Source organism: Kitasatospora sp. NPDC051702 (assembly GCF_040681575.1).
Classification (GTDB): domain Bacteria; phylum Actinomycetota; class Actinomycetes; order Streptomycetales; family Streptomycetaceae; genus Kitasatospora.
Genome location: NZ_JBFAZB010000003.1, coordinates 98,493 through 117,387, shown reverse-complemented (window position 1 = coordinate 117,387; position 18,895 = coordinate 98,493). Strand labels below are relative to the sequence as shown.

Below are 18,895 nucleotides of genomic sequence, written 5' to 3'. Positions count from 1 at the left end.
ATGGCGAGGGAAACATCCGAGAACCCCGGGCGACTGAAGCAGATCCGCCTGGCGTACACCATGACCAAGAAGGTCGACACCAAGATCGGCCTGATCATCGCCGGCGTCGGCCTGCTGACCTTCGGCGTGTTCCTCGCCATCGGCTTCGCAATCGACCACCCCGTCTACCTGGGGATCCTGGGCTTCATCGTGGCCTTCCTGGCCATGGCGATCGTCTTCGGGCGCCGGGCCGAGCGCGCGGCGTTCGGACAGATGGAGGGGCAGCCGGGCGCCGTCGCGGCGGTGCTGAACAACATCCGGCGCGGGTGGAGCTCCAACTCCACCCCGGTGGCGGTGACCCGCAACCAGGACGCGGTCTACCGCGCCGTGGGCCGGGCGGGCATCGCGCTGATCGGCGAGGGCAACCCGAACCGGGTGCGCCAGCTGCTGGCCTCCGAGAAGAAGAAGATGGCCCGTGTCGTCGGCGACGTGCCGGTGCACGACATCGTGGTGGGCAACGGAGAGGGTGAGATCCCGCTCAAGAAGCTGCAGATCCACCTGATGCGCCTGCCCCGCGCCATCACCGCCGCCCAGGTCACCGAGACCAACGACCGGCTGCGCGCGCTGGGCGACCTGCTCTCCAAGGCGCCCATCCCCAAGGGCCCGATGCCCAAGGGTGCCCGGATGCCCAAGGGCGGCCAGGTCCGCTGACCCCTCCCCACCACGAACGCGAACGGCCCCGCCGCGGAGACTCCGCAGCGGGGCCGTTCGCTTGCCGTGGTGCGCTGGCCGTGGTGCGCTGGCCACCGACCGCGGCCCGTCGGCCGTCCGGCGTGCTGACGAGCCGGCCGCCCGGATCCGGACCTCCGGATCGGAGCCCCTGGATCCGCACCTCTGGATCCGGACCTCTAGATCCGGACCTCGACCGTGCCGACGGCCTTGTCGTGCAGGCCCCGGGTGTCGCGGTCCCAGACCAGCGGCGGCACCACCAGGCACAGCAGCAGGGTGCGCAGCAGGACCTGCGGGATGGTGGCGCGGCCGCCGTCGAGGCGGACCACCCGGAGGCCGAAGAGCCGCTTGCCGACGGTCGTGCCGGTGGTGGCGAGCAGCACCGACGCGACCAGGAAGTAGAGCGGGCTGGTCCACAGGTTCGCGTGGCCTGCGCTGCCCTTGCCGATCAGCCCGTAGGCGATCAGGGCGACGAGCCAGCCGTCGACGAACAGGGCGCCGATCCGGCGGCCGGGGCCGGCGAGCGAGCCGGAGCCCTCCTTGGGCAGTCCGAGACGCTCGCCGCGGTGGCCGAAGTCGGCGCCCATCTTCTCGGCGGCCGCCTTCGGGCCGTCGATCCACGATCCCAACGCTTCTCTGGTGTCCACGAATCCACACTAACCGGGCGGTCGGCCCGGACCGCCACCGGCTCCCCCGAACGCCACGAGCGGGTGAATCGTGTCGCCGGGGCTTTCCAAGTGGTCCAGACCACTTGCGGAGGGGCGCCCCTGACCGGGAGGCGTTTTGCCCCGTCCCGTACGTCTTTGCCGCCCGCGCGAGGGCCGTGGTTAACATTTACGAAACGGCCGGGTCACCGGCCGGAAACGGGCCATTCCTAGGGTGAGCCCCATTCGCACGCCGAGGAGGATGTATGTTCAACAACGCCGCCGAAGTGAAGCAGTTCATCCAGGACAACGATGTGAAGTTCGTCGATGTCCGTTTCTGCGATCTGCCGGGCGTCATGCAGCACTTCTCCGTACCTGCGGCGACCTTCGACCCGTCCGAGACCCTGATGTTCGACGGCTCGTCGATCCGCGGCTTCCAGGCCATCCACGAGTCCGACATGGCCCTGGTCGCGGACCTCGCCACGGCCCGCCTCGACCCGTTCCGGGCCGAGAAGCACCTCAACATCAACTTCTTCATCCAGGACCCGGTCACCGGCGAGGCCTACAGCCGCGACCCCCGCAACGTCGCCAAGAAGGCGGAGGCCTACCTCGCCTCCTCCGGCATCGCCGACACCGCGTTCTTCGGGCCCGAGGCCGAGTTCTACGTCTTCGACTCGGTCCGCTTCGACACCAGCGCCAACGCGTCCTTCTACCACATCGACTCGGAGGCCGGCGCCTGGAACAGCGGCGCCGCCGAGGGCGACGTCCGCGGCTACAAGGTCAAGTACAAGGGCGGGTACTTCCCCATCCCGCCGGTGGACCACTTCGCCGACCTGCGCGCCGAGATGTCCCTGGAGCTGGCCAAGTCCGGCCTGGAGGTCGAGCGGCAGCACCACGAGGTCGGCACGGCCGGCCAGGCCGAGATCAACTACAAGTTCAACACCCTGCTGCACGCCGCCGACGACCTGATGCTGTTCAAGTACATCATCAAGAACGTCGCCTGGCGCAACGGCAAGACCGCCACCTTCATGCCGAAGCCGATCTTCGGCGACAACGGCTCGGGCATGCACGTCCACCAGTCGCTGTGGAGCGAGGGCTCGCCGCTCTTCTACGACGAGCAGGGCTACGCCGGCCTCTCCGACATGGCCCGCTACTACATCGGCGGCCTGCTCCGGCACGCCCCCTCCCTGCTGGCCTTCACCAACCCGTCGGTGAACTCCTACCACCGCCTGGTGCCCGGCTTCGAGGCACCGGTCAACCTGGTGTACTCCCAGCGCAACCGCTCCGCCGCGATCCGCATCCCGATCACCGGCTCCAACGCCAAGGCCAAGCGCATCGAGTTCCGCGCGCCCGACCCGGCCTCCAACCCCTACCTGGCCTTCTCCGCCATGCTGATGGCCGGCCTCGACGGCATCCGCAACAAGATCGAGCCGCTGGAGCCCGTCGACAAGGACCTCTACGAGCTGGCCCCGGAGGAGCACGCCAACGTCCCGCAGGTGCCCTCCTCGCTCCCGGCCGTCCTCGAGGCCCTGGAAGCCGACCACGAGTACCTCCTCGCCGGCAACGTCTTCACCCCGGACCTGATCGAGACCTGGATCGACTTCAAGCGCACCAACGAGATCGCCCCGATCGCCCTCCGCCCCCACCCCCACGAGTTCGAGCTCTACTACGACCTGTAGGACGGGTCGCGGCCGATCCACTGGTCAGGACCGGTGGGTCGGTTCGGACGGTCGGACCACTCGGGCCCCGTCGTGCTCCTTCGGGAGGGCGGCGGGGCCCGGTGCGTGGGTGGGGGTCACGGGGCGTCGGGGGTGAGGGCGAGGACGGCGAGGTCGTCGGCGAGGAGGCCGGCGTACTCGTGGACGTCCTGGGCCAGGAAGGACACCAGCCGGTCGGGCGAGGTCGTCCCGAGGGCGGCCAGCCGCGGGGCCAGCGGGTAGAAGGTGCCGGTGGCGTCCCGGGCCTCGCTGACGCCGTCGGTGTACAACAGCACCGTGCGGCCCGGGGGAAGGGCGACGGCGGTCGGCTTGCCGCGCTCCTCGGCGGGGCCGAGGTGGCCGAGGCCGAGCGGGAGCTCGTCGGCGCAGGACACCGGGGTGATGGTGCCATCGCCGAGCAGCAGCGGGGTGGTGTGGCCCCGGTTGACGATCTCCACGCAGTCGGAGCCCGGCCGGTACTGCAGCAGGACGGCGGTCACGAAGAGCTCGTCGTCGCCGCGGTCGGCGGCGTCGCGCAGCACGGCCCGGTCCAGCTGGTCGGCGAGGTCGACCAGCTCCGGGGTGTCGTGCGCGGTGGCCCGGAAGGCGCCGAGCACGTCGGCCACCGTCCGGACCGCGCCGAGACCCTTGCCGCGGACGTCGCCGAGCAGCACCCGGACGCCGAAGCGGGTGTCGCACACCTCGTACAGGTCCCCGCCGACCAGCACCTCGGCCTGGGCCGGGCGGTAGAGGCCGGCCACCCGCAGGCCGCCGGCCCGGTCCGGCACCGGGCGCAGCACCGTGCGCTGCAGGGTCTCGGCGACCGTCCGGGCCTGCAGCAGGTTGCGGTTCTGCCGGGTGCGCTGCCACGCGAGGGCGGTGCCCATCACCCCGGAGAGCAGGGTGGCGATGTAGACCCAGACGTGGTGCTGCTCGTTGATGTGGCCCGCGCGCAGGGCGAGGACGAGTTGCAGGGCCAGCGAGCCGACGGTGGTGGCGGCGGTCAGCACCGGGCCGTAGCTGAACGCCGCGACCACCGGCAGGGCGGTCAGCAGGAAGCCGGCGGCCACCGCGTCCGGGACGACCGCCTCGGCGGTCAGGTCGAGCAGGAGCAGCAGCACCGGCAGCCAGGGCACCCAGCGCGGCACCCTGGGTTCCACGGCCACCGGGTGCGGTGGGCGGGGCGCTGTGGGCACGGCGGGGACCTCCTGAACGAATGTCCCGGATTGACCGGGTTCGCCCCTCCATGCTCTCCCACGGACGGCCCTGCCACGAACGGTCGAACGTCCCGGATCCCGACGGACTGCCGGCCGGCACGTGCCACCGGGCCGACCGAGGCCGAGCGGGCCGACCGGACCGAGCGGGCCCGACCGCCCGGCAGTCCGGCAGTCCGGGCGGTCGGGGCGCGGTCAGCGGACGGAAACGGGCAGCGTCTCGAAGCCGCGCAGGACCAGGCGGTCGCGGCGGGTCGGAACGCCGCCCGGGGCGAGCCGGGGGAAGCGGGCGAGCAGCGCCGGCACCGCCACCTCCGACTCCAGCCGGGCCAGCTGGGAGCCCAGGCAGTAGTGCGGCCCGCCGCCGAAGCTCAGCGGCTGGCTGTCCGTGCGGCGCGGGTCGAACACCTCGGGGCGGTGGTGGCGGGCCGGGTCGTGGTTGGCCGCGCCGAGCAGCAGCAGCGCCACGTCGCCGGGCGGCACCGGCAGGCCGTCGACGGCCAGGTCGTCGGCCAGGGCCACCCGGGAGGTGAGCTGGACCGGGGAGTCGAAGCGCAGCACCTCGTCGGTGAAACCGGCCGGGGTGACCGCGCCGCTGCGCAGGCCCGCCACCACCTCGGGGTGGCGGAACAGCAGGGCCAGACCGTTGCCGAGCAGGTTGGTGGTGGTCTCGAAGCCGGCGACCAGCAGCAGCACCAGGTTGGCCAGCAGCTCCCGGGCCGGCAGCCGCTCCGGGTCGTCGGCGGCGATCCGGGCCAGGTCGGTGACCAGGTCGTCCTGCGGACGGGCGAGGCGCTCGGCCGCCAGCGCCGTGAAGTAGTCGGCGAGCTCGTCGGCGGCCGCGTCGGCCTCGGCCAGCTCGGAGCGGTCGTCGACGAACTCCAGCGCGACGGTGAGGTCGGAGGCCAGGCCGCGGAAGCGGTAGCGGTCCCGCTCGGGGACGCCAAGCAGCTCACAGATCACGCCGACCGGAAGGCGGAAGGCGAAGGCGTCCATGAAGTCCACCGGGGAGCCGTCCGCGCCCTGCTCGGCCATCTCGTCCAGCAGCCGGGCGACCGCGGCCTCCACCGCCGGACGCAGCGCGGCGACCCGCCGGGCGGTGAACACCGAGGCGATCAGCGGGCGGACCCGGGGGTGGTCGGGCGCGTTGCGCTGCAGGATCGAACGGCCGAACAGCGCCAGCGAGGTGTGCTCGGCGAACTCCGGGGTCAGGCCCGCCATCATCTCGGCGGTCGCGACCGCGAAGGCCGGGGTGCGCAGCACCCGGTCGACCGCCGCGTGCCCGACCACCAGGAAGGTGCCCGGGCCGGCCGGCATCACCGTGCCCAGCTCGTGCGCCCGCGCGTACAGCGGGTACGGGTCCGCCGTGCCCTCGCCCGTCAGCAACTGCTCGATGATCGCCGCGCCGTCCATCCGCTGCTCCCCTCCGGGGGCCCTTCTCCTCGGGCCCCGATTCCTGGTTCGTGAACCACCGTCGGGCGCGGCGGAGTTCCCGTCCCGGCCGGGCCATCCGGGCGGGACGGCCCGGCCTGCCCGGCCACCGGTGGGCGGAGGGCCGTCGGCCGGCTCGGTAGGCTGGACGGCATGGAGATCTGGATCAACCCGCGTTGCGGCAAGTGCCGGTCCGCGCTCGGCGTGCTGGAAGCCGCCGGGGCCGCGTACACCGTCCGGCGCTACCTGGAGGACCCGCCCACCGCGGCCGAACTGGAGCAGGTGCTGGAGCGGCTGAACCTGGAGCCCTGGGACATCACCCGCCTCGACGAGCAGGTCGCCAAGGACCTCGGGATGAAGCAGTGGACCCGGGAGGAGGGCGACCGGGCGCGCTGGATCGCGGCGCTGGCCGAGCACCCGATCCTGATCCAGCGCCCGATCATCACCGCGGACGACGGCCACGCCGTCGTCGCCCGCACCCCGGAGGCCGTCAAGTCCGTCCTGCCCTAGCCCTCTCTTCCGGATCCCGCCGGGCCGGAATCGAGCCCTGCGGACCCTGGCCCGGGCCGGTCAGTGCAGCTGGATCCGCTGCACCGGCCGGCCCGGGTGCCAGTTGAGGACCCAGAGGTGGCCCTCCCCCACCGCGGTGTGCACGACCTGCTCCAGCTCCAGCCGGAAGGCGTGGAAGGGGGTGGGCGGCGGCTCGGGCAGATCCGCCGCGTAGGCGGCCAGCTCGGTCTCGTCGGTGATCTCGACCGCGCGGCCGGAGACCTTGGAGTCACCGCCCTCCATCCGCTCGCCCCCCGGGTGGGCGTGCAGCGCGAAGCGGCCGTCCCGCTGGAGGTCACGCGCCTTGGCGGAGCCGTACATCGACCCGAGCATCAGGTCGGCGCCGACGAAGTCGACCTCGGTGCCGCTCACCCGGGGCGATCCGTCCTTGCGCAGCGTCGCCAGGACGTGGTGCTTCTCGGCCTCGAACCGGGCCCGCACGAGGGGCGCGAGGTCCGGGGCCTCCTGCTCGAAATCCTGCCAGGTAGCCATGGCGCCAGTCTGGCACCCGGTACCGACACCCGCCGGGCACCGCCGGACGGCTGTCGGTGCCCGGTGCCAGACTGGCGGGGTGACCACCACGACCACGTACATCGCCTTCCTCCGCGCCATCAACGTCGGCGGCCGGACGGTGCGGATGGAACGGCTGCGGGAGCTCTTCACCGAGCTCGGGCTGGACGGCGTCCGGTCCTACATCCAGAGCGGCAACGTTTTCTTCACCACCGACGAGCCGGACCGCGCCGCCCTGACCGCACGCATCGAGCAGCACCTGGAGCAGTCCCTCGGGTACCCGGTGCCGGTGCTGCTGCGCACCGTCGACGAGGTGGCCGAGCTGCTCGCCGCCGAGCCGTTCCGGGGCGTCGAGGTGACACCGGACGTCCGGCTGGTGGTGGCCTTCCTGTCCGAGCCGCTGCCTGCCGACCTCGCCGTCCCGTACACCTCGCCCAAGGGCGACCACGAGGTGATCGGCGCCGACCCGGGCGCCGCGTACGTGGTGATCCACCTGAGGAACGGCAAGTGGGTGACCGGGGAGCTGTTCGGCAAGGCCTATCGGGGCTCGGTGACCTCCCGGTTCCTGCACACCACGGAGAAGATCCTGGCGGCGGCCCGCAAGGGCTGACACCCCGTCGGGCCGGTCGCCTGACCGGTCGTCGGGACGGTCGTCGGGACGGCCCGTGGACCGCCCCCGGGCGGCCGGAACCGCGCGCGCCCGGCCAGCGTCTGGAGTGCAGTGACGTACTCATCGGGCGCCGGCGGGCGGCGCGTTCTGGACAGTCCCGGCCGGCTGAGCCGACAATCGGGCCATGACGACGTCTCCTGAGTTCCGCGGCGGCGCGCTCCGGCCGTCCGACGCCGAACGGGAGCAGGCCCTCGGCGCGCTCCGGGACGGCGCGGGCAGCGGGCGGCTGTCGCACGACACCTTCCTCGGCCGGATGGAGATCGTCCTCCAGGCCACCAGCAAGGGCGAGTTGGACGCGGCGATGACCGGGCTGCCGACCGGGAACCCGGTCGAGCGCCTCGTGCTGCGGGCGGTCGGCAGGGTCTCCGCGTTCGGGGACCGGCTGAACCGCGCCTGGCGCACCGAGCGGCTGCCGGGGCTGAGCCTCCCGCAGGCCGGTGCCGTCCAGTTGACGATCGGCCGGATCCCCGGCTCCGGGCTGCGGCTGCACGACGCCTCGGTCTCCCGCCAGCACGCCGAACTCCGGCACGAGGGTGGCGGCTGGGTGCTGTACGACCTCGGTTCGACCAACGGCACGCACGTGAACGGCCGCCGGATCGCGGGCGGCGTCCGCGTCCGGGCCGGCGACCAGGTCCGCTTCGGGAACCTGGAGTTCCGGCTGGCCTCCGGCTGACCGTGCCCCGGCCCGGCGGCACGGAGGGCGGTGCCGGGTGGCGCTGACCGCGGGCCGCCGGCGCCCGGTGGCGCTCTGCGTCAGTGCGGGAACTGCCGGGGCGGGCGCTGCCGGGGCAGGTCGTCCCGGAACTCCTCGATGACGGTGCTGATCTGGCGGGTCAGCACGGTGTGCTCGATCCGGTCCAGGTAACGGTTCTCGGCGGCCAGCGCCTCGACGGTCACCCCGAAGTAGAGCGTCATCAGCGGATTGACGAAGAGCTCGCCGCCCTTCGTCCGGTCGGTGAACCGGACGTCGCCGAACTCGCCGCGCAGCGCCGCCGCCACCGAGCCGTTGACGATGCTGGGGTGCTCGGGGAAGGCGGCCCGGGCGTGCTCGACGGCGTCCAGGTAGAGCACGCCCTCCCGGCTGCCGCGGGGGATGGAGAAGGCGCCGAGGTAGCCGCCCGCGCGCTCGATCGCCGCGAGGTTCTCCAGCACCAGCGCGTGGTTGACGCCGTGGTGGGCGTCGACGCCGAAGCCCAGGCAGGCGACCAGCCGTTCGGGCACCCCGGTGAGACCGGCCACCGCGGCGAGGCTGGCCATGTCCTCCTCCGGGGTGCCGAGACCGGCCTCGTCCCCGCGCATCAGGATGTCGGTGCCGCCGTCGACCAGCAGCACCGCGTCGACGCCCAGGCGGCCGGTGAGCGCCCGGTAGGCCTCGCGCAGCGGCTGGACGCCCACGGACGGGAACGCCCACACCGTGTCGGGCATCCCGTGCCGGTGCAGCCAGCGCGCCAGGGTGCGCTCCGGGAAGTAGCCCTCGGGGGCGGCGGTGTCCGGGCCGATCCGGGCCACCTCGGGCTCCGCCCAGACCTCGGCGGGCAGGCCGTAGAGGTGGGTGAAGGAGAGGTTCGCCAGGTGCACCTCCTTGCCCGCGGCGCGCAGGGCGAGGGCGATCGGCAGACCGGCGTACACGTCGAAACCGCCCCCGGCGCCGGCGATGAGGATGCGCTCGGCGGCCAGCAGCCGGGTGAGCAGCGGGGGTTGCAGCAGTGAGGTCATCGGCGGACGGTAGCACCGGGTACCCGCGGGCCGGCGCCGAGGGCCGGGCGTTGTCAGTGGCGGGTGCGAGGATCGCCGCATGACCCAGGAGACGGACGTCGACCCCGAAGTCCTGCGCGAAGCCCGCGAGCGGGCCCGCGAGTTGATCCGGTGCGGCTTCCAGGAGCCGGACGAGATAGCCGAGTCCCTGGTCGAGGTCCTCGACGACCAGGGACTGACGCAGGAGGAGGCGGAGCGGATCGTCGCTCCGCTGTGGGACGAGCGGCTGGCCGAGCAGGCCTCCTGGCCCGCGACCACGGACGTGGACCGCCTGGAGGCGGCGTTCGACGCGCTGGAGGAGCAGGGCGTCGTCGCGGCGATGGACTTCACCTGCTGTGCCACCTGCGGCTACGAGGAGATCGGCGGCGAGGCCGACGAGGGCTCGCACGGGTTCGTCTTCTTCCACCAGCAGGACACCGAGGCGGCCGCCGCCGGCCAGGGCCTGATGCTGCGGTACGGCGGTTTCCGCACCGGGGCGGAGCCCGCCGGGGTGGCGGAGCGGCGGACGGTCGAGGTCGGCCGGGCGGTGGTGGCCGCCCTGACGGCGGCCGGGTTGCCGGCGGAGTGGGACGGCTCGCCGCACACGGCGATCCGGGTCGCTCCGCTGCTGTGGCTCAACCGCCTGCCGGAGTGACGGTGGTGGCGTCGGCGCCGGGGCCGCGGTGGCGACCTGCGCCGGGGCACCGGGGGTCAGCCCCTGAGGGCACCGAGGACTCCGAGGGCACCGTGAACGCCGGGGACGCCGGGGAGTGAGGCCTGCGCGCAGACGCCGGGGAGATGGGCCTGTGCGGTGGACCGCGGCGCGGGCGTCGGCATATGCCTCCGGCGCATGCCACGCGCGTAGACGAACGGCCCGAGAAAAGGCCGGGCAGTCAGTCGGCGATGCCGCCCAGGTCGCCGGGCACGCTGTCGCCCGGCCCGCCCGACGCGCCCCAGAGCTGGGCGGTGCAGCGCTGGTAGGTGGCCTGCCAGTGCGGCCAGTTGCGGGCCACGTCGTCGTCGCAGTCGGCGAGCAGCCGCTCGACCGTCGCCGGCTCCACCCCGTCCAGCAGCCAGGCCAGCGCGTCCGCCGTGCCCGGGCCGTCCGCCGAGCGCAGCAGGTCCAGCAGCTCGCCCAGGCCGCCGAGCCGGGAGGTCTCCGGGACCACCAGCTCCATCCGGGGCAGCAGTTGGCGCTCCTCGATCCGCAGGTGCGTCTCCAGCCGGGCCGCCAGGTCCTCCATCGCGTACGCCACCGGCCAGGCGCTCCCGGTGTCCCGGCTGGCGATCCGGACCAGCGTGGTGACCCGGGTGAAGGAGTGGTCGAGGTTGTGGTGGTCGGCCTCCAACCAGTTGAGCAGCAACCGCAGCTCGGGCGCGAAGCGGCGCACGATCGGCCAGATCCGGGTGTCCTGCTGCTCGTGGTGGCAGGTCAGCATCGCGGTCACGAAGGTCCAGTGCCGCAGCAGCGCCTCACCCGCGTCGTCCTCGCCGGGCTGCAGCAGGCGCAGCGCGTTGGGCAGCCGGGCGAGGTCGCGGCGCAGCGCGGAGTGCACCAGCCGCAACCCGGCGAAGCGGGCCGTCGCCGGCTCCTCGTCGGCGGCCAGCGCGGACGCGGCCGCACCCCTGGAGTCGGCCCCGGACTGCGCCTGCTCGGGCACGGCGGGGGACGGCTGGGGCAGCAGGTGGATCGGCATGGGACTCTCTTCACGAGGTGGCGGATCGGGCGGGCCGGCCGGTGGGACGCGGCGCCATCCAAAGTGCTCACAGTCGATCAGAAGCGAATCAATGTCCGATTGACGCGCAGGTCACAGGCGTTTATGCACCCCCGGGCGGCTGCGCCGGGGACGCCGCCGGAACGCTGCGGCGACCACCGCCGGACGGGCGGCGGCGGGGCCGGGCACAGCCCGACGCAGCCGGGCCCGGGGTGGGAACGGGGGCCGGCCCGGGAACACCGAGGGCCCGGGACACCCGTGCGGGTGTCCCGGGCCCTCGGCCGCGTTCGGCGTGCGCGCGCACCCGTCCGCCGTACCGGGTCAGTCGGCCGCAGGCCCGGCCAGGTTCTTGCTCAGCCACTGCAGCGTGTCCGGGATCATCTTCTTGAAGTCCGAGGTCAGGTGCTTGCCACCGGGCTGCTCGTAGTACTCCAGGGAGGTGGGCGGGGCGGCCTTGGCCACCCAGGCCTTGACCAGCTTGGTCTCGTACGGGTTGGCGCCGCCCGCGGTGACCAGCATCTTGACGTCCGCCTTGCTCTGGGCGACCAGCACGTCCGGGTTGTTGGCCGCGCGCTCGGCGTCGTGGCCCTTCCAGAGCCCCGAGTCGGGGACGTAGTAGCCGTCGATCGGGACGGCGGCCTTGTAGACGTCCGGGTGCTGCAGGGCGAGCTTGGCGCTGCAGAAGCCTCCGGTGGAGGCGCCCATCACGCCCCAGCCGTCGCGGCCCTTGAGGGTGCGGAAGTTGGCGCGCACGAAGTCCGGGATGTCCTGGGTCATCCAGGTGCCCATCTTGGGCTGGCCCGGGATGTCGGAGCAGTCCAGCGCGTTGTGCTCGTCGCCGTTGAAGTTCTGCACCGGCATGATCATGATGAACGGGTGGGCCTTGCCGGCCTTCACCAGCTCCGCGTTGCTCTCCTGGATCGGCAGCTGGTTGTCGGTCCAGGTGTTGTAGCCGTTGCTCTGGCCGCCCGCGAAGAGGGTCAGCACCGGGAAGCCGGTCTTGGCGAACTTGGGGTCGTTGTACTCCGGCGGCAGCCAGACCCAGACCTTGCCGGACACCCCGGACTTCGCGCCGGTCACCGTGGTCACCATGATCGGGCCGGCCGCGGTGTCCCGGGCCTTGGTCAGGGCGGCCTGCGGACCGGTGGGCATCAGCACCTTCCCGGTGGCGGCCGTGGGCTCCGCGGTGGTGGGCGATCCGGTGCCGGTGCCGCTCGGGCTGCCCGCCGCAGTGGTCCCGCTCGCGCCCGGGGTGCCGGCCGCCTTGGCGCCGTCCCCCTTCCCGCCGCCGGAACTCCCGCAGGCCGCGAGCGAGGCGGCCAGGGCGAGTGCGGCGGCGCCGGTCAGGACGGCGCGGGAACGGGACGACTGCCTAAGCACGGTGAGGACTCTCCGACCGATGTCGCGCCCGGTCCGTCTGACCGGGCGGCGGCCCCCCGGTGGGGCCGGACAGGCCCGGGGGCACGACGGTGGTACGGCCCCCGGGACGGCGGCGTGCCGCCCCTCGCGGTGGCGCGCCGTCCTGCGATCTTATGACGTGGGCCGGGGTGACCCGGTTGCGCGGCGGGCACCGTAAATCCAATGTTTGTTCGCGATCGGGTAAAGGTCTTCACCGCTCCCGCCGGACGGCGGGGGCCGGACGGCGGGGGACACAGCGGTCGGCCTGCCCGGGGGCGCCGATTTTGGGGCCTTCGACCAGTGACGCCGGCCGCCCCATCCGCGACGATCGCGTCGACGGGGCCGCCCGGCGGCCCCGGCTGGCCCCGCCGGACCGGGTCCGCACGGACCGAGCAGGGCACCCGAGCAGAGCAACCGAGCAGAGCAACCGCACAGAGCACCGAGGAGAGCGCCATGCCCCAGCAGATCGCCGTCGTCACCGGAGCCGGGAGCGGCGTCGGCCGGGCCGTGGCGGTCGAGCTGGCCGGGGCCGGCTGGCAGGTGGTACTGGCCGGCCGGCGCGCCGAACCGCTGCGGGAGACGGCGCGACTGGGCGGCACCCCGGCCGTCGCGGTGCCGACCGACGTCACCGACCCGGCGGCGGTGGACGCGCTGTTCGCGGAGACCGCCGAGCGCTTCGGCCGGGTGGACCTGCTGTTCAACAACGCCGGCACCTTCGGCGCGGCCGTCCCGGTGGAGGAGCTCGAGGTGGCGGCCTGGCGGGCCGTGGTCGACCTCAACCTGACCGGTGCCTTCCTCTGCGCCCAGGCCGCGTTCCGGCAGATGAAGGCACAGGACCCGCAGGGCGGCCGGATCATCAACAACGGTTCGATCTCGGCGCACGTCCCGCGGCCGCACTCGATCGCCTACACCGCCACCAAGCACGCCGTGACCGGGCTGACCAGGTCGCTGTCGCTGGACGGCCGCCCGTACCGGATCGCCTGCGGGCAGATCGACATCGGCAACGCGGCGACCGACATGACCGCCGCGATGGGCGCCGGGGTCCGGCAGGCGGACGGGCGGATCGCGCCCGAGCCGACCATGGACGTGGCCGACGTGGCCCGCACCGTCCGGCACATGGCCGAGCTGCCATTGGAGGCGAACGTGCAGTTCGCCACCGTGATGGCGACCGCGATGCCGTACATCGGCCGCGGCTGACGGCCGGGAGCGGGCGGACGGAACGGCAGGGCGCGGCGGGGCCGACGGAACGTCGCGACGCGGCGGGGGCCGGCAGGACGCGGGCCCGGCCGCCCGCCTACTCGTCGTGCGAGTGCCGGTACCGCAGCCCGCCGCCGCCCTCGTCCAGCCGGTAGACGCTGGTGGTCGGCCAGTACTCGCCGTTCTCGGCGACGGGCAGTCGGGCCCGCAGGACCATCCGGAGCACGGGCGGCGGGGCGGCGGCGTGGACGAGCTTGCGGTGTCCGTCCCAGCGGCCGCCGCACAGTTCGAGGTCGAGGACGAGGGGGGTGGTTCTCATCCCGCGATGGTGTCAGCGCCGGACCGCCGCCCGCGGGGCGAAGCGGTGCGGCCACTCACACGGGGGACCCCTGTCAGCCTGGGCTGACAGGGGTCCCCGCATCACGGACGGCCCCGGGGGCCGTCCCGAGGGCCCGGCCCCCGGGGCCGGACGGGCCTTACGGGCGCCAGGTGTCGTTCAGGGTGACCGTGCCCGAGGAGGGCGCGGTGGCGCTCCGGTTGGCCCCGGACTCCCAGGTCACCGCGCCGTTGGCGTCCTTGCGCACGTACTTGTACTGGAAGGCCGTGCCGGCTGGCAGGGTGAGCGACAGCGACCAGACGGGGTAGCCGGCCGAGGAGAGCGGCAGAGCCTTGGCCGGGTCCCAGCCGCCGAGGGCGGGGACGTCCCCGACCACGTAGACGTTCTGGCCGTACGCGGTGGTCGCGTTGACGTTGAACGAGGCGCCGGTGGTCGCGGCGACCGCGCCCTGGACGTAGAGCGCGACCGCGTCGCCCGCGCCGACCGTCGCGGTGAACTGGCCGTTGGCGCCCACCTGGTAGGTCGGGCCGGTGCAGCCGCCGCCCGGCTGCGGGTCACCGTGCTGGACGTCGCAGTAGGTACCGGCCGGCAGCCCGGTCTGGAAGGTCTGGGTGATCGCGCCGTTCTCGTGGTTGATCGCGACGTAGCCCTTGTTGCCGCGGCCGAACGCGATGGCGTTGTTGCCGTTGGACCACCAGTTGGTGACGCCGGTGCCGGCGACGGCGTTGCGGAAGCCGACCATGTTGGCGACCTGCCGCCAGGCGTGGGTGCAGTTCCAGCCGTCCTGGTAGCAGGCGTTGACGGTGCCACCGTTGGGCGGGCCGTCGTCCTTGTTGGTGAAGGAGTAGCCGGAGTAGACGTTGGGCGCGCCGTACGGCGAGGCCAGCAGGAAGACGTTGGCCAGCGTGTAGGTGTTGCCGTAGGTGTAGTTGAGGGTGGAGCCGTTGCGCTCGGTGTCCCAGTTGTCGATGAAGCTGCGCGCCTGGCCGCTCGGCAGGTAGCCCCAGGACGCGCCCCAGCCGTTCAGGTTGGCGAGCTTGTCGCTGGTGAACATCCGCTTGAGGTCGGTGCCGACCCGGAACTCGTCCACGTCGCCGGTGCCGGTGTACTCACCGGGCTGGATCGGCTCGCCGGCGCCGTAGATGACCTCCTGCACCCAGTAGGCGCCCGGGTTGGCCATCTTGGCCTTGATCGCGGCGAGGTCGGCGGCGGCGATGTGCTTGGCCGCGTCGATCCGGTAGCCGTCGACGCCGAGCGCGCCCAGGTCGTCGAGGTAGTGCGCGATGGTGGTCCGGACGTAGGAGCTGCCGGTGTCCAGGTCGGAGAGGTTGACCAGCTCGCAGTTCTGGACGTTGGAGCGGTCCTGGTAGTCGGTGATCGGCTGGCGGCAGGAGTGGAAGTCCTGGTCCTGGTAGGTGCCGGGGTAGGTGTACTTGCTGTACGCGGTGCCGCCGGTGCCGGTGCCGGAGCCGGCCGCCATGTGGTTGACCACCGCGTCGGCGATCACCTTGACGCCGGCGGCGTGGCAGGTGTCGACCATGTTCTTGAAGGACGTCCGGTCGCCGAGCCGGCCGGCGATCCGGTAGCCGACGGGCTGGTAGGAGGTCCACCACTGGGGGCCCTGGATGTGCTCCTGGGGCGGCGAGACCTCGACGAAGCCGTAGCCCTTGGGGCCGAGGGTGGAGGTGCAGGCCTGGGCGACCGAGTCGAAGCGCCACTCGAAGAGCGTGGCGGTGACGTCCTTGCCGTTTGCGGTGGGCGGGGTGGCCCCCGCGGTGGGGGCGCCGAGGGTGGTGCCGAGCGAGAGCGCGAGCGCCGCCGAGGCGGCGAGCGCTCCGGCCGCGCGGACGGGCCGGCGGGTGGGGGCGGTGGTGACCACGTCGTCTCCTGGGGGTGGCTGGGGTGGGGCAGCCGGAGGGTGAAGCCTGCAGGAAGTTTCTGTAACTTGCCGGAAACTTGCAGCGCTGAACCTAGAGCCGTCGACACACACCGTCAAGAGCCTGGAAAGAACGTTTCTGCATACCCCGCGCCGGGCTCGTAACCCACCCCGCCGGACCCGGCGCCCAGCCCCGGCCGGACACACGACAAGGACCCGCCGGACGCACGACAAAGGCCCGCCGGACGCACGACAAGGGCCCGGCAGCCGTGGCTGCCGGGCCCCTCACCTGTCCTGGTTCACCGGGCCCGAGGAGGCCCGACCCGACCTCAGCCGGTCTGGACGGAGGTGTCGTCGATCACGAAGCTCGTCTGCAGCGAGGAGTCCTCGACGCCGTTGAACTTCAGGGTGACCGTCTGGCCCGCGTAGGACGAGAGGTCGAAGGTGCGCTGCTGGTAGCCGGCCGCGGCGTCCACGTTGCTGTAGGTCTTCAGCGTGGTGCCGTTGACCGAGACGGTCAGCTTGTCGTAGACGGTGGAGCCGGTCTCGGCGGTGTCGATGTGCAGCCAGAAGCTCAGCGTCGCCTTGCAGCCGGCCGGGATGGTGACCGTCTGGGACAGCGAGTCGGTGTGGCTGGAGCCGTAGCCGTTCAGCCAGGCCTTCCAGGAGCCGCCGTGGGCCGCCTGCGAGGAGCTGTTGTCGACGACGCCGGAGCTCGCCGTCCACGGGGAGGCGCTGCCGGTCTCGAAGCCGGCGTTGCCCAGCAGCTGCGCCGGGGTGCAGCTGCCGCCGCCACCGCCGGTGACGGTCCAGGTGAAGCTGGTGTTGCCGCTCTTGCCGGCCGAGTCCGTGGCCGTGACGGTCACGTTGGAGGTGCCGGCGGCCGTGGCGGTGCCGCTGATCACGCCGGTGGAGGCGTTGATCGACAGGCCGGCGGGCAGGCCGGAGGCGCTGTAGGACAGCGGGGCGGTGCCGCCCGTGGCCTTGATCTGCAGGTTCACCGAGCCGTTGAGCGCGGTCGACTGGTTGCCCGGGTTGGTGACGGTGACGCCGCCCGGGTTGGGCAGCGAGCCGACGTTGACGCCCGCCCAGGCGGTGCTGACGGCCGTGAGCTCCGCGCTGCCGGCACCGTACAGGTCGGTCGCCGCCTTCTCCGTCGCGGTGCGCGCCGCGGCGTAGTTGGTGGTGGAGGTCATGTAGGTGGTCAGGGCGCGGTACCAGACCTGCGCCGCCTTGTCCCGGCCGATGCCGGTGACCGCGATGTTGTTCTGGGTCGGCGAGTTGTAGCTGACGCCGTTGATGACCTTCGCGCCGCTGCCCTCGGCCAGCAGGTAGAAGAAGTGGTTGGCGACGCCGGAGGAGTAGTGGACGTCCTTGTTGCCGACGGTGGAGGACCAGTAGTCGGCGGACTGGCCGTCCTTGGACGGCTTGTCCATGTACCGCAGCGGGGTGCCGTTCCCGTTGATGTCGATCAACTCACCGATCAGGTAGTCGGGGTTGTCGGTCGGGATGTTGGCGTAGAACTCCACCATGGTGCCGAAGATGTCCGAGGTGGCCTCGTTGAGGCCGCCGGACTCGCCCGAGTAGTTCAGGTTGGCGGTGGCCGCCGTGACGCCGTGGCTCATCTCGTGGCCGGCGACGTCGAGCTCGGTGAGGGGGTGGGTGTTCGAGTCACCGTCACCGTAGGTCATGCAGAAGCAGGAGTCGTCCCAGAACGCGTTCACGTAGTTGTTGCCGTAGTGGACCCGGCTGTAGGCGCCGACACCGTCGTTGCGGATGCCGTTGCGGCCGAAGGTGTTCTTGTAGTAGTCCCAGGTGGCCGCGACACCGTAGTGGGCGTCGACCGCCGCCGACTCGCCGTTGGCGACGGTGCCGTCGCCCCAGGTGTCGGTGGACTTGCTGTACAGGGTGCCGGTGCCCGAGGTCCCGTGGTTCAGGTTGGTGGTGTACATCCCACCGCGCGTGGTGTCCTTCATCTGGTAGGACGACCCGGACTGCGAGGTGCCGATGTTGACGTTGCCGACGAAGACGCCCTTGCCGGTGCCGGTCTGGATGCCCTCGAACTTCTGGATGACCTGACCGCTGGTGGCGTCGGTGACCACGTGCAGCTTGCTCGGGGTGCCGTCCGACTCGGTGGAGGAGACGACGGTCTCCCAGGCGAGGCGGGGGTTGTTGTCCGCGGCCCAGACGACCAGGCGGGGCGCGCTCTCCAGCGCGGCGCCCGACTCGGCGGCGAGCGCGGCCGACTGCGCGGCCGGCGCCGCCAGCTTCGGCGTGGTGCCGACTCCGCTCAGCGAGGCGCTGCTGGCCCGGTCCACGCCCTTGGTCGCGCCGGTGGCGGACTGGTGGACCACCAGGTCGCCGCCCAGGACGGGCAGCCCGTTGAGGGTCCGCTCGTACCGCAGGTGACGGGTGCCGTCCGCGTCCTGCACGACGTCCTTGGTGACGAGCTTCTCGTCGCTGCTCAGGCCGAGGGTCTGGGCGAGGGGCGCGGACTGCTGGTTCGCCGAGGCGATCAGCGCGGCCCGGGTCGTCTGCTGGGCGGCGACGGCGGCCGGGGCGTCCGGCGTGGCGGCCTGGGCGATGACCGGTATGCCGGTCACCAGCAGCGCGGTGGTGGCGGCCATGACAACCGCCGCCTTCCGGGCGTGAGCGTAACGGGACATGCGGACTCCTTTTCCGACCGGTGCGGGTTCGCACGCGGTGGAGAGAACCTGGGCCGCAGGGTTGCGGCGCAGTGGGGGCCCCCGCCCGCGGTGTGCGACGGGGGTGCGGATGCGGTGCTCACAAGTCGTTGCAGGATCGGGACGCGCTGCACCTGAACTGGCCGGCTGCACCGGGGGGTGGGGCCCCCTCGTCTGCAGCCGGAGGAATCGTGGCAGCAAACGAGCCGTTAATGACAGATGCATGCCACGGAATGGCCGATTCATTACCGAAACCGTATGCACGACGGTCCGTCAGTTGTGTTACCCCTTTGCGAACTCGTGAACACGGTTTTCATGGTCCGGGTAAAGTTCGATCACTTCCGGATGTCACTGACCAGCGCTCAGGGCTCCCGCCCGGCCCGGCGGGCGGCCGACAGCGCCCCGTGGGCGCGGCACATCACAGTTCCGGCCGTGCCAACGGCTGTTTCCGGCCACCTCGCGGCCAAAACGACACGGGTCCCGCGCCGCCACAACGGCGGTGCGGGACCCGTGAGTTCCGGTTACGGTCCG

17 protein-coding genes are annotated in these 18,895 nt (G+C 72.5%); 7 read left to right on the top strand and 10 right to left on the bottom strand.

Annotated features, from left to right (window positions below; genetic code table 11):
* Positions 1-690, top strand: coding sequence for a DUF4191 domain-containing protein (locus AB0N04_RS04040; protein ID WP_360207564.1), 690 nt, complete (start codon positions 1-3; stop codon positions 688-690).
* A 197-nt stretch (positions 691-887) separates the two neighbouring features.
* Here AB0N04_RS04040 and AB0N04_RS04035 read toward each other — a convergent pair whose 3' ends face one another.
* Positions 888-1,355 (bottom strand): RDD family protein, encoded by a 468-nt coding sequence (locus AB0N04_RS04035; protein WP_360207567.1) that lies wholly within the window; start codon positions 1,353-1,355, stop codon positions 888-890.
* 263 nt (positions 1,356-1,618) lie between these two features.
* Here AB0N04_RS04035 and glnA point away from each other — a divergent pair, with 263 nt between their 5' ends.
* Entirely contained in the window at positions 1,619-3,031 is a 1,413-nt protein-coding gene (gene glnA, locus AB0N04_RS04030; protein ID WP_360207570.1) for a type I glutamate--ammonia ligase, read from the top strand.
* A 116-nt stretch (positions 3,032-3,147) separates the two neighbouring features.
* Here glnA and AB0N04_RS04025 read toward each other — a convergent pair whose 3' ends face one another.
* Together AB0N04_RS04025 and AB0N04_RS04020 are read right to left on the bottom strand one after the other, a co-directional pair.
* On the bottom strand, positions 3,148-4,245 hold the full coding sequence (locus tag AB0N04_RS04025) for a PP2C family protein-serine/threonine phosphatase (RefSeq protein WP_360207572.1): 1,098 nt from the start codon (positions 4,243-4,245) through the stop codon (positions 3,148-3,150).
* A 213-nt stretch (positions 4,246-4,458) separates the two neighbouring features.
* Entirely contained in the window at positions 4,459-5,676 is a 1,218-nt protein-coding gene (locus AB0N04_RS04020) for a cytochrome P450 (RefSeq protein WP_360207575.1), read from the bottom strand.
* Positions 5,677-5,847: 171 nt separating this feature from the next.
* Between AB0N04_RS04020 and AB0N04_RS04015 the strand changes: the two genes are divergently transcribed.
* Positions 5,848-6,204, top strand: coding sequence for an arsenate reductase family protein (locus AB0N04_RS04015; RefSeq protein WP_360207577.1), 357 nt, complete (start codon positions 5,848-5,850; stop codon positions 6,202-6,204).
* Positions 6,205-6,264: 60 nt separating this feature from the next.
* Here the strand turns inward: AB0N04_RS04015 and AB0N04_RS04010 are convergent, their stop codons facing one another.
* Positions 6,265-6,735 carry a pyridoxamine 5'-phosphate oxidase family protein gene (locus AB0N04_RS04010; protein WP_360207579.1) on the bottom strand — a complete coding sequence of 157 codons (471 nt, stop codon included), beginning with the start codon at positions 6,733-6,735 and terminating at the stop codon, positions 6,265-6,267.
* Between the two features lie 79 nt (positions 6,736-6,814).
* On the opposite strand from AB0N04_RS04010, the gene AB0N04_RS04005 reads away from it, so the two are divergent.
* Together AB0N04_RS04005 and AB0N04_RS04000 are read left to right on the top strand one after the other, a co-directional pair.
* Positions 6,815-7,363: a DUF1697 domain-containing protein gene (locus AB0N04_RS04005; protein WP_360207582.1), complete on the top strand. Its 549-nt coding sequence runs from the start codon at positions 6,815-6,817 to the stop codon at positions 7,361-7,363.
* Positions 7,364-7,547: 184 nt separating this feature from the next.
* Complete coding sequence (locus tag AB0N04_RS04000; RefSeq protein ID WP_360207585.1) at positions 7,548-8,096, top strand: DUF1707 and FHA domain-containing protein; 549 nt, start codon at positions 7,548-7,550, stop codon at positions 8,094-8,096.
* An 80-nt stretch (positions 8,097-8,176) separates the two neighbouring features.
* Here the strand turns inward: AB0N04_RS04000 and AB0N04_RS03995 are convergent, their stop codons facing one another.
* A complete protein-coding gene (locus tag AB0N04_RS03995) occupies positions 8,177-9,139 on the bottom strand; it encodes a DUF1152 domain-containing protein (protein ID WP_360207588.1) in 963 nt (320 codons plus the stop codon).
* Positions 9,140-9,218: 79 nt separating this feature from the next.
* On the opposite strand from AB0N04_RS03995, the gene AB0N04_RS03990 reads away from it, so the two are divergent.
* Positions 9,219-9,812: a hypothetical protein gene (locus AB0N04_RS03990; protein ID WP_360207591.1), complete on the top strand. Its 594-nt coding sequence runs from the start codon at positions 9,219-9,221 to the stop codon at positions 9,810-9,812.
* 238 nt (positions 9,813-10,050) lie between these two features.
* On the opposite strand, the gene AB0N04_RS03985 is transcribed toward AB0N04_RS03990, so the two are convergent.
* Positions 10,051-10,854: a hemerythrin domain-containing protein gene (locus AB0N04_RS03985; RefSeq protein ID WP_360207594.1), complete on the bottom strand. Its 804-nt coding sequence runs from the start codon at positions 10,852-10,854 to the stop codon at positions 10,051-10,053.
* A gap of 339 nt (positions 10,855-11,193) precedes the next feature.
* Positions 11,194-12,252: an alpha/beta hydrolase-fold protein gene (locus AB0N04_RS03980; protein ID WP_360207596.1), complete on the bottom strand. Its 1,059-nt coding sequence runs from the start codon at positions 12,250-12,252 to the stop codon at positions 11,194-11,196.
* 471 nt (positions 12,253-12,723) lie between these two features.
* Here AB0N04_RS03980 and AB0N04_RS03975 point away from each other — a divergent pair, with 471 nt between their 5' ends.
* The gene (locus AB0N04_RS03975) at positions 12,724-13,467 is read left to right on the top strand and encodes an SDR family oxidoreductase (RefSeq protein WP_360207599.1); all 744 of its coding nucleotides are present in this window, start codon (positions 12,724-12,726) and stop codon (positions 13,465-13,467) included.
* A gap of 97 nt (positions 13,468-13,564) precedes the next feature.
* Here AB0N04_RS03975 and AB0N04_RS03970 read toward each other — a convergent pair whose 3' ends face one another.
* From AB0N04_RS03970 to AB0N04_RS03960, 3 genes are all read right to left on the bottom strand, one after another.
* Complete coding sequence (locus AB0N04_RS03970) at positions 13,565-13,786, bottom strand: hypothetical protein (RefSeq protein WP_360207602.1); 222 nt, start codon at positions 13,784-13,786, stop codon at positions 13,565-13,567.
* Between the two features lie 157 nt (positions 13,787-13,943).
* A complete protein-coding gene (locus AB0N04_RS03965) occupies positions 13,944-15,683 on the bottom strand; it encodes a carbohydrate-binding module family 20 domain-containing protein (protein WP_360207604.1) in 1,740 nt (579 codons plus the stop codon).
* A 326-nt stretch (positions 15,684-16,009) separates the two neighbouring features.
* A complete protein-coding gene (locus AB0N04_RS03960; RefSeq protein ID WP_360207607.1) occupies positions 16,010-18,346 on the bottom strand; it encodes a M4 family metallopeptidase in 2,337 nt (778 codons plus the stop codon).
* Positions 18,347-18,895 lie beyond the last annotated feature (549 nt).